Genomic DNA, 12,896 nt, shown 5'->3' on the forward strand with positions numbered 1-12,896 from the left:
TATGAATGTTTTAGATACAATTAAAAGTTTAAGAGAAGAATTAAATCAACATAATTACAATTATTATGTTTTAGATAAACCTACTATTTCTGATTTTGAATTTGATCAAAAGCTAAAACAATTACAAGAGTTAGAAACGCAATATCCCGAGTTTTTCGATGAAAATTCACCCACTCAACGAGTAGGAGGAATGATAACGAAGAATTTTGAAACGGTAAAACATGAATATCGCATGTATTCGTTGGATAATTCCTATTCAATTGAAGATTTACAAGATTGGGAAACCCGAATTCAAAAAGTGTTAGGCGATGTTCCGTTAGAATATACTTGCGAATTAAAATATGATGGTGCTTCCATTAGCATTTCTTATGAGAATGGTCGTTTAGTACGTGCAGTTACTCGTGGCGATGGCTTTCAAGGTGATGACGTAACAAATAATATCAAAACTATAAAAGCAGTTCCAATTCATTTAAAAGGTGATTATCCTCAAAAATTTGACATACGTGGTGAAATTATATTACCGTTTGCCGGATTTGAAAAAATGAATCAAGAATTGATTGAAATAGGAGAAACGCCTTATTCAAATCCAAGAAATACTGCTTCTGGAAGTTTAAAATTACAAGACAGTGCCGAAGTTGCCAAGAGGGCATTAGATTGTTTGTTATATTTCGTAATTGGAAATAATTTACCATTTACAACCCAATTTGAAGGTTTACAAAAGGCTAGAGAATGGGGATTTAAAGTGCCAATACAATCTAAATTAGCTAAAAATCTAAACGAAGTTTTCGAATATATCAATTATTGGGACAAACACCGTCACGATTTGCCTTATGAAACCGATGGGGTAGTAATTAAAGTCAATAATTTACAACATCAAGAAGAATTAGGTTATACAGCAAAATCACCCCGTTGGGCAATGGCATATAAGTTTAAAGCCGAACAAGTAACCACCAAATTAAATTCGATTTCATATCAAGTGGGGCGTACTGGAGCTATTACGCCTGTTGCAAATTTAGAACCGGTACAATTGGCAGGAACAATTGTAAAACGTGCTTCATTGCATAATGCCGATCAAATTGAAAAATTAGATATAAGAATTGGAGACGAAGTTTTCGTGGAAAAAGGTGGCGAAATTATCCCTAAGATTATTGCAGTAGCCAAAAGAGGAAATCAATCAGCGCCTACAAAATACATAAAGCATTGTCCTGAATGCCAAACGGAATTGGTTAGAAGCGAAGGCGAAGCAAACCATTTTTGTCCAAATTTCTATGGTTGCCCACCGCAGATTATAGGAAGAATTCAGCATTTTATTACTAGAAAAGCTATGGATATTGATGGTTTGGGTGGTGAAACGGTTGCTTTGTTATATAATGCAGGATTGGTTACCAATTATGCTGATTTGTACGAATTGAAAAAAGAACAAATCATTCCGTTAGAACGAATGGCTGAAAAATCGGCAGAAAACTTAATTAACGGAATCGAAAAATCGAAATCAATCCCCTTTGAGCGTGTTTTGTATGCGTTAGGAATTAGATATGTAGGAGAAACAGTAGCTAAAAAGTTAGCCAAACACTACAAATCGATTGATGCAATTGCTCAAGCGAGTATTATGGATTTGATTTTGGTTGATGAGATTGGCGATAAAATCGCACAAAGTGTCGTGCAATTCTTTGAAAATCAAGAAAATATTCGTATTATTGATAGACTTAAACAATATGGTGTTCAATTAGAATCGGGTGATGAAGCAACTTTGGTTTCTGAAAAATTGAAAGGAAAAACCTTTGTTGTTTCAGGAGTTTTTGAAATTTATTCTAGAGATGAACTGAAAAAAGCCATAGAGGATAACGGTGGAAAAGTAGGAAGTTCCATTTCTTCTAAAACGGATTATGTGATTGCAGGAGACAATATGGGACCATCAAAATTAGAAAAAGCGAATCAATTAAAAATTACCATAATTTCTGAAAATGATTTTAAACAAATGATAGATGATTAAAATAAATTCGGCGTTACTACTTTATTTTGCTGCTTTTATTCTTTATATAATTGCAGTTTTTATAGGCAGTGATAATTTGGAACTATTTAGTAAACCTATTATCATTCCGTCGATTTATTATTTTTACTACATAAGTGTAAGAGGTAAAATTGATTATATATTCTCGTTTTCAATTTTATCTTTTTTTGTGGGTGAAATTTTGCATCTCATTAGTAGAGAAGATTTTTATATATCGGGTTTACTCTTTTTATTAGTTCCTTATTTTATCATCTTGATTTTTTTGACTCAAGATTTAATATATTATGTTAAGAAGAAGAAAGTTAAATTAAATACTTTTTCGTTTTACATTTTTCTAATGTTATTAGTTTATCTTTTTTTTAATGTTTTGATGCTTTTGTTTGAAGAAAGTAGATTGGATTTTATTATTTATGCTTTATATGGTATCATACTGTTGTTAATGGGTATAATGACATTTGTTATGCAAATTAACTATACAAATAAAACAGTATTGTTTGCTGGATTGATGGTGGGTTGCTTTATTGTTTCTGATTTGTTTTTTGTTTTTTATAAAAAAGCACCTGATTTAACCGCTTTAAAAATGATAAATGTTACTACCCAACAATTATCTTTTTTTTGCTACATAAGTTATTTTATTTACCGAACTAAATTTAAATTGTATGGTAAAACAAATATTTAAAATAGATAAAAAAATTGATGGAAGAGCCAGTATAGCGTTGTATGTGTATTTTATTTCCTATTTCTGCTTTTTGTTTTTCTATAGGATTAATGATGATGCTAACCTGGGCTTATTATTTAAACCTATTATTGTACCTAGTATTGCTTTTGCTTATTTTTTTATTACAAAATCGAAGAAAATTTATTGGAATTTAACATTATTTATCATCATTTTTTTTGCTGATAATTTAATTTTATTGGAAGAAAGGAATATAAAAGTATTTTCTACTTATCTATATTTAATTGCAATAGGAATATTATTTAGTTATGCGGTTTTTGATTCTAAAATCTTTAAGCGGAATCTTTTTTTAAATAAAAATTTTGATTATTTCATTGTAGCTTACTTAGCTTTAGTGGTTCTTTACAAATTAGTTAGCATATCTTCTGGATATGAGTTTAAAGAAATATTTATTGTAATTGGTTACGTAGTTATGTTTTTAATGGTTTTACTGTTAAGTATTTATAACGCTATTCGGTACAAATCCATTGCTTCTCGATTTCTGTTGTTAACCATTCTTTGTTTGTTTTTTTCTGATCTTTTTGTAGCTTTGAATAAGTATTATATGAAGAATGATTTTTTCATTTATTTGGCTTGTTTAATAGAAATTCCTGTCTATTATTTTCTTTTAAAATACTTACTTTACAGAGAAAAAAATTAAATAATGATGTTTTTTGTTTGATTGTGGTATAACTTCTCATTGCTTAAATAAAAATCAATTCTACCTAAATTTATTCCAAAACAACCTACTTGATTAATTAAAACCTCTTTTCCTTCGCTATTTTTTTCAATTACAGGTTTGTCTAAAAAAGTATGAGTGTGTCCGCCAATAATCAAATCGATATTTTTTGTTTTTTGAGCCAAAATAACATCACTAGGTTTTTCTGGTTCGTCTTTGTATTTAAAACCTAAATGCGATAAACAAATCACTAAATCACATTTTTTTTCTTCTTTTAAAGTACGAGTGACATCTTGTGCTACTTCAATAGGATTGTTGTAAACGGTTTCTTTATAAAGTTTTTTATCTACAAGTCCATCCAATTGAACTCCCAAGCCGAAAATCCCAATTTTAATTCCATCTTTAATGATGATTTTATATGGTTTTACAATATTATTCAAGACCGTATTTTTAAAATCATAATTGGCAGATACAAAATCAAATTTAGCATGCGGTAATTGAGCATAAAATCCATCAATTCCGTTATCAAAATCGTGATTTCCCATAGTGGCAACATCATATTGCATCATGCTCATCAATTTAAACTCCAATTCGCCACCATAATAATTGAAATACGGAGTTCCTTGAAAAATATCACCAGCATCTAACAAAAGCACATTTTTTTCTTCTTTTCGGATACTTTCAATTATTGCAGCTCTTCTGGCAGCGCCACCCATATTAGGATTTTTTGGATGGTCTGCGGGAAAGGGATCAATATGACTATGCGTATCATTGGTATGTAAAATGGTAATTTTTTTGGTGTTAACCGTAGAAAAACTGCTTAAACTCATTCCCGTTAAACCAAGTAAAGCCGAACTTGCAGCTGTTTTTTGGATAAAGTCTCTTCTTTTCATATGTTTAAGTATTATTCTAAAATTATTTTTTCGGTAGTAATATTAGGAATGGTATCTACTTTTTTGAAATAGTCAATCAGCATGTTTCTAAGTTTATAATCCATGTCGAACTTGATTGTACTATCTTTAAAAAAAGTCATGTTATCACCTCCGTTAGCCAAATAATCTGAAGTTGCTACATAATACAACCGATTATCTTCTAAAGGCTGATTGTTAATTTCTATCTTTTTAATGGCTAAACTATTTTTCTCAATGTAAATTTTCATTCCAAATAATGGGTGTGGCTTTTTATCCTTAATAAAATATTCGGCTAAGGTTTTGATTTCTTTTCCAGTTAACCCAACAATTACCAAGCTGTTTTCAAAAGGCATTACTTCAAAAGCAGTTCTGGTAGTAACATCCCCTTTAGCTATAACGGCTCTAATACCGCCATTGTTTAGTAAACAAATGTCAATATTTTTATTTTCTCTTTTTTGAAAAACTGGATTTCCCAATTCAAAAGTGATTTGAGCCAATAGATTGCCTATGTTAGTTTGCCAAGTACCTTTGCTTTTATCTTGTGTTTCAGGACAATAGGCTAAAACGCTGTTTAAATCTTTATTAATGTTGTCACTGTAAGGTTTTACATAATTGGCAATTGCTTTGTTTTCGCCTTTTGCCTCAGTAATACCAATTTTTTTTCCTTCAATTTTAATGGTTTGATAGGAAGAAGTGGATTTACAGGATATAAAGAGATTAAATGTTAATAATATAACAAAAAAACCAAAAGATATCGTATTCTTTTTTACATTTACAAACATAACAAAAGGTTAAATTTTTAATTTTGTCGAATAGGTAAAAATACTATGTTTTATAATATTATAAAGAACTTTTTTCTTAAAAAAAATGTTACTAAACGATTAGCAACGCAAAATTCGTTAGCATCTAATGATAAAGTGTTGACAGTTGGAATTTTAGTAGATGAAACGTATTTCTCAGAAACCAGTCAACTAGTAGAGCGAATTGTTTCGCAAGGAATTCAAGCTGGTAATATTTCGATTTTAGTTTACAAAGACAAAATCAAGAAAAAAGAAGTAATAAACGAGCCTTTTTTATCGTTGAAAAATATTTCAATCTCAGGAGAAATTGATAAAAAAGAAGTGAATGACTTTATTGATACTCCTTTTGATTTATTAATCAATTATTATGATGTAAATAAAAGTGCGCTCTTGCTCTTATCTACTAAATCAAAAGCTAAATTTAAAGTAGGGTTTGATACAGTTGATAAAAGAGTGAATCATTTTATCATAAAAACACTCGTTGAAGATTTTAATGAGTTTGTTTTAGAGCTGTTTAAGTATTTGAAAATTTTAAATAAACTATAAAAAATGCAATCATTTATTGGTACAGGTGTTGCTTTGGTTACACCTTTTAAAAAAGATTTTTCTGTTGATGTAGAAGCTTTAACGCGAATTGTAAATCATGTTATTGAGGGTGGAGTAGAATATTTAGTAGTTTTAGGAACTACTGCAGAATCAGCAACATTATCTCAAGAGGAAAAAGAATTAGTTATCGATACTGTTGTAAAAGCAAATGCAGGAAGATTGCCTCTAGTTTTAGGAGTTGGAGGAAATAATACACATAAAGTAGTTGAAGAATTGAAAACTAGAGATTTTTCTCATTTTTCAGCTATTTTATCCGTTTCGCCTTATTATAATAAACCAACGCAAGAAGGAATTTACCAGCATTTTAAAGCAGTTGCAGAAGCATCACCAATTCCGGTAATTTTATACAATGTTCCTGGAAGAACTGCTAGTAATATGTTACCATCAACTGTAATAAGAATTGCTAATGATTTCAAAAATGTAATTGGAATCAAAGAAGCGGCAGGTGATATTGTGCAAGCAATGAAGTTAATTCAAACAAAACCAGAAGGATTTTTAGTGATTTCGGGTGATGATATGATTACTTTGCCAATGGTTTTAGCAGGTGGAGCAGGGGTTATTTCTGTAATTGGTGAAGGTTTTCCAAAAGAATTCTCTGAAATGGTTCGTTTAGGTTTACAAAGAAAAGTTGATGAAGCATACAAATTACATTATTTACTAGCAGATAGTATCGATATGATTTTTGAGCAAGGAAACCCTGGTGGTATTAAAGAAGTCTTTAAAGCATTAGGATTATCTGAGAATACGGTACGATTACCACTTGTGAATGTATATGAAGATTTAGCCACTAGATTGCATAATTTCACAAGAAAATTAAGTTAAAAAAAAAGATTTTTGTAGTAATTAAATAATACCTAAATTTGCAGTTGCTTTTTTAGGTAACATCTTAATGGGTGTTTAAAAAGTAAAAACATAAAGCCAAATGAATAAAATTTTTAGTTTCCTTTTACTTTCCATTGTATTGGTATCATGTAGTCCTTATCAAAAGGCTTTAAAATCTGATGATGTTGAAATTAAAGCAGCAGTTGCCAATAGAATGTATGAAAGAAATAAATATGCAAAAGCAATTCGTTTATATGAACAGGTAGCACCTGCATACAAAGGTAAACCAACATCAGAAATTGTGTTTTATAATTATTCTAAAGCACTTTACAATACAAAACAATACTATTTAGCTGGTTATCAGTTTGAAAATTTTGCTGTTTCTTATCCAAGAAGTGATAAAAGAGAAGAGGCAAGTTATTTAGCAGCCGAATGTTTTTACAAGTTATCTCCTGTGTATAGTTTAGATCAAACAGATACGCAGAAGGCATTAGATAAAATGCAAAAATTTATTGATAATTATCCAGATTCTCAATATTTAGCTCAAGCTAATGAATGTGTAAAAGAATTGAGAGAAAAGCAGGAAAAAAAGGCATTTGAAATTGCTAAACAATACCATACAATTGCAGGTTATCGTTTAGAATACAATGCAGCTTTAAAAGCCTTAGATAATTTTATAGCTGATTATCCAGGAACGCCTTTTAAAGAAGAAGCCTTATTTTTAAAGTTTGATGCTTCTTATCAATTTGCAAAAAATAGTATTGATGCTAAAAAGGCAGAGCGCTATGCAACAGCGAAATCAGCATACAATGGTTTGATTAAATTTAAGCCAAACACAAAATTTAAAGAACAAGCCGATAAAATAATGGCTGATATAGATCAAGAATTAAAACAATTTTCTAAATAAAAGTAAATCATGGATTTAAAGAAAACAAATGCTCCAGTAAACACTATTACTTATAACAAAAGTAAATTAGAAGAGCCTACCGGAAACATTTATGAAGCGATTACTATCATGGCAAAACGTGCTAATCAAATCAATACTGAAATTAAAAAAGAATTGATTGAAAAATTAGAAGAATTTGCTACTTACAACGATAGTTTAGAGGAAGTTTTTGAAAACAAAGAGCAAATTGAAGTTTCAAAATTCTATGAAAAATTACCTAAACCACATGCTTTAGCAGTACAAGAGTGGGAAGAAGGTAAAATTTATTACAGAGACGCAAAATAAATCAATATGTCTGTTTTAAGCGGTAAAAAAATCTTGCTAGGTGTATCTGGTGGTATAGCTGCTTACAAAACAGCCAACTTGGTTAGACTATTCATAAAAGCAGGTGCACAAGTACAAGTTGTAATGTCGCCTGCTTCTTTGCATTTTATTACACCACTAACCTTAGCCACACTTTCTAAAAATCCTGTTTATTCTACTTTTTATAACGAAGAAGAAGCAACAGGCGAATGGAATAATCACGTAGAGCTAGGTTTATGGGCAGATTTAATGCTTGTGGCTCCTGCTACTGCCAATACGCTTTCAAAAATGGCAAATGGAAACTGCGATAATTTATTAATTGCAACCTATCTATCGGCAAAATGCCCCGTTTACTTTGCACCTGCAATGGATTTGGATATGTACAAGCATCCTTCTACCTTAGATAGTTTTCATAAGTTAAAATCATTTGGTAATATTATGATTCCGGCTGAAAACGGTGAATTAGCAAGTGGTTTATCTGGTGAAGGAAGAATGGCAGAACCTGAAAATATAGTTGCCTTTCTTGAAAATGATCTATTAGAAAAATTACCGCTCAAAGGAAAGAAAATTCTTGTCACAGCTGGTCCAACTTACGAAGTTATTGATCCTGTTCGTTTTATAGGAAATCATTCTTCAGGTAAAATGGGTTTTGACATTGCAAATGAAGCTGCAAATAAAGGCGCAGAAGTAATTTTAGTCTCTGGTCCAACCCATTTAAATGTACAAAACAATTCTATTCAGCTGATTCGAGTAACATCTGCTCAAGATATGTATGATGCTTGCCATGAATTTTATGACAAAGTTGATGTTGCTATCGCAGCCGCTGCAGTTGCAGATTATCGCCCAAAAAAAGTTGCTGAACAGAAAATAAAAAAGAATGAAACTACGTTCTCAATAGAGTTAGAAAAAACTAAAGACATTTTAGCATCTCTAGGTGAACAAAAGAAAAATCAATTCTTAATTGGATTTGCATTGGAAACAGAGAATGAAATTGAGCATGCAAAGCAAAAAATTCAGAAAAAAAACTTAGATTTGATAGTTTTAAACTCTTTAAATGATAAAGGAGCTGGTTTTGGAATGCCAACTAATAAAGTTACTTTTATCTCAAAAGATTTTACAATCGAACCTAAAGAGTTAAAGTCAAAAGAAGAAGTAGCTCAAGATATTATTAATAAAGTAATTCAATTTTATGATGCGTAAAATAGTAGTAGTGGTTTTTTTATTCTCTTTAGTTAATGTGTTTTCACAAGAACTAAAGGCTACAGTATCTGTTAATTACCAGCAAGTAGCAAATGGAAACCCACAACTTTTTAAAAATCTTGAAACTCAGGTTAAAGAATTTTTGAATACTACAAAATGGACTACTAAAGAATATACCGAAGTAGAAAAAATTGAATGTAACTTTTTTATCAATGTAACATCTTACGGATCAAACGTTTTTGAAGCCACTTTACAAGTGCAATCTTCAAGACCTGTTTATAATTCTACTTTATCAACTCCTATTTTAAATATAAACGACAAAAATTTCTCTTTTCGATTTATCGAATTTGAAACAATGGTTTACGATCAAAACTCGTTTAATTCTAACTTAATTTCGGTTTTAGCATTTTATTCTAATATTATTATTGGAATGGATATGGATTCTTTTGCTTTAAATGGAGGCTCAAAATATTTAGAAATTGCTTCAAATATTGTTAATGTAGCACAATCTAGTGGCTATAAAGGTTGGTCGCAATCAGAAGGGAATAATAACAATCGTAATTTCTTAATTTCAGATATGTTGGCAACTACTTTTGCTCCTTTTAGAAAAGCACTTTACGAATATCACAGATTAGGCTTAGATATTATGAGTGAAGATGTAAAAGGTGGAAAAGAAAATGTTGCCAAAGCAATTGAAACTTTAGCTGAAATTCAAAAAACAAGACCTAATTCGTTATTAGTTCGTACATTTTTTGATGCTAAAGGAGATGAGTTAGTTGCTATTTTTTCAGGAGGACCACAAACAAATAATGTTAAATTACTAGAAACTTTAAATAGAATTTCACCTCTTAATTCTCAAAAGTGGAATAAAATAAGATAGTTCAATCGCTTAATGAATATTTAACTTATGTTGCTTTCACTTTCCATAAAAAATTATGCGTTAATCGAATCGCTTGAAACTGATTTTTCCAATCAGTTTTCTGTTATTACAGGAGAAACGGGTGCAGGTAAATCTATTCTTTTAGGTGCTTTAGGTTTGGTTTTAGGTAATAGAGCTGATTTGACTTCATTAAAAGATAAAGAACAAAAATGCATAATTGAAGCACAATTTTCTATTTCTAATTATAATCTTCAGTCTTTCTTTGAGGAAAATGATATGGATTATGATGATAAAACCATTATTAGAAGAGAAATTTTACCTTCAGGAAAATCGCGTGCTTTTGTTAATGATAGTCCGGTTAATCTTCAAGAATTGCAAGAATTAGGTGAAATGTTATTAGACATTCATTCCCAACACCAAACGCATGAATTAACAGAAGAAAATTATCAACTTGATATTTTAGATGCCATTGCTAATAATGGAGAATGGGTTACATCTTACAAAAGCGCACTAACCGATTTTAAATCGACTCAAAAGGAGTTAAAACAATTAATTTCGGAAAAAGATGCTTTGATTAAAGAATATGAATACAACTCATTTTTATTAAACGAACTCTTGTCGGCTAATTTAATAGATGGAGAACAAGAAGAACTAGAGCATGAGCTTGAACAATTAAGTAATGTTGAATTTATTAAAGAACATTTCGAGCGAATTACAGCTATTGCCCATGAAGACCAAGTAGGAGCGTTAGTTAATCTAAAAGAAATTAAATTAGCACTTCAAAAACTAGCTGGTTTTTCAAATCAAAATGCACAATTATTAGAACGTTTAACGAGTAGTTTGCTTGAAATTGAAGATATTATTTCAGAATGCGAGCAAAGCAACGAGAAAATTCTTGCAGATCCCGAACGATTAGAATTAGTTAATACCAAACTTCAAACCATTTATAATTTACAGAAAAAGCATCAAGTACAAACGATTGCTGAATTGCTTACAATCCAAAATGAATTGGATGCTAAAGTTATTCGCGTTGATGATTTAGATGGTACCATTAGTAAATTACAATCAGAGTTAAATTCAAAACAAGCGAAACTCGATGAAATTGCCAATACTATTTTTGAAAATAGAAAGAAATCGGCTCCTGTCTTAATTGATAAAATCAAAACCATTTTATCACAATTAGGAATGGTAGAAGCCAATTTTAAATTTGAAATTAATCATACTGAATCGTATTATTCAAAAGGAAAAGATGAAGTGGTTTTACTATTTTCAGCCAATAGAGGAACCAATTTTGGATTATTGAAAAAAGTAGCTTCAGGAGGAGAAATGTCTCGTATCATGTTAGCGATTAAAGCTATTTTAGCAAACTATTCTAAATTACCAACTATCATATTTGATGAAATAGATACAGGAGTTTCTGGAGAAATTGCTATAAAAATGGGAGAAATCATGAAAGAAATGAGTGCTACTATGCAAGTTTTTGCCATTACACATTTGCCCCAAATTGCTGCGAAAGGGAATTCACATTATAAAGTTTCAAAACGTAATGTAGGAGAAACTACTATTTCAGAATTAAATCTTTTAACACCAGAGGAGAGAATTCAACAAATTGCCGAAATGTTATCTGGAAAAGATATTACAGATTCGGCTTTACAACACGCAAAAGCTTTGTTGAATTAATTTTTTAAAGTACTTTTGCTTACTATTTTAAACAATAACAAACCAATATTAAAAATAGACTATCATGATTATAGAACCAAGAATGAGAGGATTTATTTGTTTGACAGCTCACCCTAAAGGTTGCGAACAAAATGTAAAAAATCAAATTGAATATGTAAAATCTAAAGGAAAAATCAACGGACCAAAAAGAGTATTAGTTATTGGTGCATCTACAGGTTTTGGTTTGGCTTCAAGAATTACAAGTGCTTTTGGTTCTGATGCAGCAACTATTGGTGTGTTTTTTGAAAAAGCACCGGCTGAAGGAAAAACTGCTTCTCCAGGATGGTATAATTCAGCAGCTTTTGAAGTAGAAGCTACAAAAGCTGGGTTATATGCAAAAAGTATTAATGGAGATGCTTTCTCAAACGAAGTAAAGCAACAAACTATCGATATGATTAAAGCTGATTTAGGTCAGATTGATTTGGTCATTTATAGTTTAGCATCTCCAGTGCGTCAACACCCAGTAACAGGTGTTTTACATCGTTCTACATTAAAACCTATTGGAAGTACCTTTACTAATAAAACAGTAGATTTTCATACAGGAAATGTAACGAGTGTTTCTATTGAGCCTGCAAACGAAGAGGATATAGCCAATACTGTTGTGGTAATGGGTGGCGAAGATTGGTCCATGTGGATGGATGCTTTAAAAGGTGCTGGGGTTTTAGCAGAAGGAGCAACTACAATAGCTTATTCTTATATAGGTCCAGAAGTTACTGAAGCGGTTTACCGAAAAGGAACTATAGGTAGAGCAAAAGATCATTTAGAAGCAACAGCTTTCGAAATCACAGATAAATTAGCTGATATCAAAGGAAAGGCATATGTTTCAGTAAATAAAGCTTTGGTTACTCAAGCGAGTTCAGCCATTCCAGTAATTCCATTGTATATTTCATTATTATATAAAATTATGAAAGCAGAAGGTATTCACGAAGGTTGTATTGAGCAAATCCAACGTTTGTACGCGGATAGATTGTATACAGGTAATTCAGTTCCAACAGACGATAAAGGAAGAATTCGTATTGATGATTGGGAGATGAGAGCAGATGTTCAAGAGAAAATTGCTAAATTATGGGGTGAATCAACTACTGAAACTTTAGTAGAACTTGGTGATTTAGCGGGTTATAAACAAGATTTTCTAAATTTATTTGGTTTTGGATTTGATGGTGTAAATTATCAAGCAGATACAAATGAAATGGTCATGATTCCAAGTATAAAATAATTCACATTTACATATAAATATGTTATAAAACCTCGACATTTCGAGGTTTTTTGTTTTTTATCGATGATTTGTGCATTTCATCGATAAT

At 30.7% G+C, this 12,896-nt stretch carries 13 protein-coding genes; 11 read left to right on the plus strand and 2 right to left on the minus strand.

Annotation, left to right across the window (positions count from 1 at the left end; translation table 11 throughout):
• Nucleotide 1: 1 nt before the first annotated feature.
• From ligA to V7P59_RS08430, 3 genes are read left to right on the plus strand one after another with little or no spacing between them, the layout of a single operon-like run.
• A complete protein-coding gene (gene ligA, locus V7P59_RS08420) occupies nt 2–1,993 on the plus strand; it encodes an NAD-dependent DNA ligase LigA (RefSeq protein WP_333809715.1) in 1,992 nt (663 codons plus the stop codon).
• Nucleotides 1,986–2,690 (plus strand): hypothetical protein, encoded by a 705-nt coding sequence (locus V7P59_RS08425; protein WP_333809716.1) that lies wholly within the window; start codon nt 1,986–1,988, stop codon nt 2,688–2,690. Before ligA ends, V7P59_RS08425 begins: the two co-directional genes overlap by 8 nt.
• On the plus strand, nt 2,671–3,387 hold the full coding sequence (locus V7P59_RS08430) for a hypothetical protein (RefSeq protein ID WP_333809717.1): 717 nt from the start codon (nt 2,671–2,673) through the stop codon (nt 3,385–3,387). The genes V7P59_RS08425 and V7P59_RS08430 overlap by 20 nt, the downstream gene beginning before the upstream one ends.
• Here V7P59_RS08430 and V7P59_RS08435 read toward each other — a convergent pair.
• The gene (locus tag V7P59_RS08435; protein ID WP_333809718.1) at nt 3,384–4,298 is read right to left on the minus strand and encodes a metallophosphatase; all 915 of its coding nucleotides are present in this window, start codon (nt 4,296–4,298) and stop codon (nt 3,384–3,386) included. The two genes, V7P59_RS08430 and V7P59_RS08435, sit on opposite strands and share 4 nt — an antisense overlap.
• 11 nt (nt 4,299–4,309) lie before the next feature.
• Entirely contained in the window at nt 4,310–5,098 is a 789-nt protein-coding gene (locus V7P59_RS08440) for a 5'-nucleotidase (protein ID WP_333809719.1), read from the minus strand.
• A 45-nt stretch (nt 5,099–5,143) separates the two neighbouring features.
• Here V7P59_RS08440 and V7P59_RS08445 point away from each other — a divergent pair, with 45 nt between their 5' ends.
• The 8 genes from V7P59_RS08445 to fabV all read left to right on the plus strand — a co-directional run bounded on the left by V7P59_RS08445 (nt 5,144) and on the right by fabV (nt 12,808).
• Entirely contained in the window at nt 5,144–5,662 is a 519-nt protein-coding gene (locus V7P59_RS08445) for a DUF6913 domain-containing protein (RefSeq protein ID WP_333809720.1), read from the plus strand.
• Nucleotides 5,663–5,665: 3 nt separating this feature from the next.
• Nucleotides 5,666–6,544 carry a 4-hydroxy-tetrahydrodipicolinate synthase gene (gene dapA, locus V7P59_RS08450; protein ID WP_333809721.1) on the plus strand — a complete coding sequence of 293 codons (879 nt, stop codon included), beginning with the start codon at nt 5,666–5,668 and terminating at the stop codon, nt 6,542–6,544.
• Nucleotides 6,545–6,644: 100 nt separating this feature from the next.
• Nucleotides 6,645–7,451 (plus strand): outer membrane protein assembly factor BamD, encoded by an 807-nt coding sequence (locus V7P59_RS08455; protein WP_333809722.1) that lies wholly within the window; start codon nt 6,645–6,647, stop codon nt 7,449–7,451.
• A 9-nt stretch (nt 7,452–7,460) separates the two neighbouring features.
• The gene (locus V7P59_RS08460) at nt 7,461–7,775 is read left to right on the plus strand and encodes a DNA-directed RNA polymerase subunit omega (RefSeq protein ID WP_333809723.1); all 315 of its coding nucleotides are present in this window, start codon (nt 7,461–7,463) and stop codon (nt 7,773–7,775) included.
• 6 nt (nt 7,776–7,781) lie between these two features.
• On the plus strand, nt 7,782–8,993 hold the full coding sequence (gene coaBC, locus V7P59_RS08465; protein ID WP_333809724.1) for a bifunctional phosphopantothenoylcysteine decarboxylase/phosphopantothenate--cysteine ligase CoaBC: 1,212 nt from the start codon (nt 7,782–7,784) through the stop codon (nt 8,991–8,993).
• Nucleotides 8,983–9,873, plus strand: a complete 891-nt coding sequence (gene porD, locus V7P59_RS08470) for a type IX secretion system protein PorD (protein ID WP_333809725.1) — start codon at nt 8,983–8,985, stop codon at nt 9,871–9,873. The genes coaBC and porD overlap by 11 nt, the downstream gene beginning before the upstream one ends.
• 27 nt (nt 9,874–9,900) lie before the next feature.
• A complete protein-coding gene (gene recN / locus V7P59_RS08475) occupies nt 9,901–11,553 on the plus strand; it encodes a DNA repair protein RecN (RefSeq protein WP_333809726.1) in 1,653 nt (550 codons plus the stop codon).
• A 64-nt stretch (nt 11,554–11,617) separates the two neighbouring features.
• Complete coding sequence (fabV, locus tag V7P59_RS08480) at nt 11,618–12,808, plus strand: enoyl-ACP reductase FabV (RefSeq protein ID WP_333809727.1); 1,191 nt, start codon at nt 11,618–11,620, stop codon at nt 12,806–12,808.
• Nucleotides 12,809–12,896: the final 88 nt, after the last annotated feature.

It is taken from the genome of Flavobacterium sp., assembly GCF_036782315.1.
In the GTDB taxonomy this organism is placed as follows: domain Bacteria; phylum Bacteroidota; class Bacteroidia; order Flavobacteriales; family Flavobacteriaceae; genus Flavobacterium.

Bases quoted from the DNA above. Each gene is read 5' to 3' on its own strand.
- ligA (WP_333809715.1), top strand. From the start codon at position 2: ATGAATGTTTTAGATACAATTAAAAGTTTAAGAGAAGAATTAAATCAA.
- V7P59_RS08425 (WP_333809716.1), top strand. From the start codon at position 1,986: ATGATTAAAATAAATTCGGCGTTACTACTTTATTTTGCTGCTTTTATT.
- V7P59_RS08430 (WP_333809717.1), top strand. From the start codon at position 2,671: ATGGTAAAACAAATATTTAAAATAGATAAAAAAATTGATGGAAGAGCC.
- V7P59_RS08435 (WP_333809718.1), bottom strand. From the start codon at position 4,298: ATGAAAAGAAGAGACTTTATCCAAAAAACAGCTGCAAGTTCGGCTTTA.
- V7P59_RS08440 (WP_333809719.1), bottom strand. From the start codon at position 5,098: ATGTTTGTAAATGTAAAAAAGAATACGATATCTTTTGGTTTTTTTGTT.
- V7P59_RS08445 (WP_333809720.1), top strand. From the start codon at position 5,144: ATGTTTTATAATATTATAAAGAACTTTTTTCTTAAAAAAAATGTTACT.
- dapA (WP_333809721.1), top strand. From the start codon at position 5,666: ATGCAATCATTTATTGGTACAGGTGTTGCTTTGGTTACACCTTTTAAA.
- V7P59_RS08455 (WP_333809722.1), top strand. From the start codon at position 6,645: ATGAATAAAATTTTTAGTTTCCTTTTACTTTCCATTGTATTGGTATCA.
- V7P59_RS08460 (WP_333809723.1), top strand. From the start codon at position 7,461: ATGGATTTAAAGAAAACAAATGCTCCAGTAAACACTATTACTTATAAC.
- coaBC (WP_333809724.1), top strand. From the start codon at position 7,782: ATGTCTGTTTTAAGCGGTAAAAAAATCTTGCTAGGTGTATCTGGTGGT.
- porD (WP_333809725.1), top strand. From the start codon at position 8,983: ATGATGCGTAAAATAGTAGTAGTGGTTTTTTTATTCTCTTTAGTTAAT.
- recN (WP_333809726.1), top strand. From the start codon at position 9,901: ATGTTGCTTTCACTTTCCATAAAAAATTATGCGTTAATCGAATCGCTT.
- fabV (WP_333809727.1), top strand. From the start codon at position 11,618: ATGATTATAGAACCAAGAATGAGAGGATTTATTTGTTTGACAGCTCAC.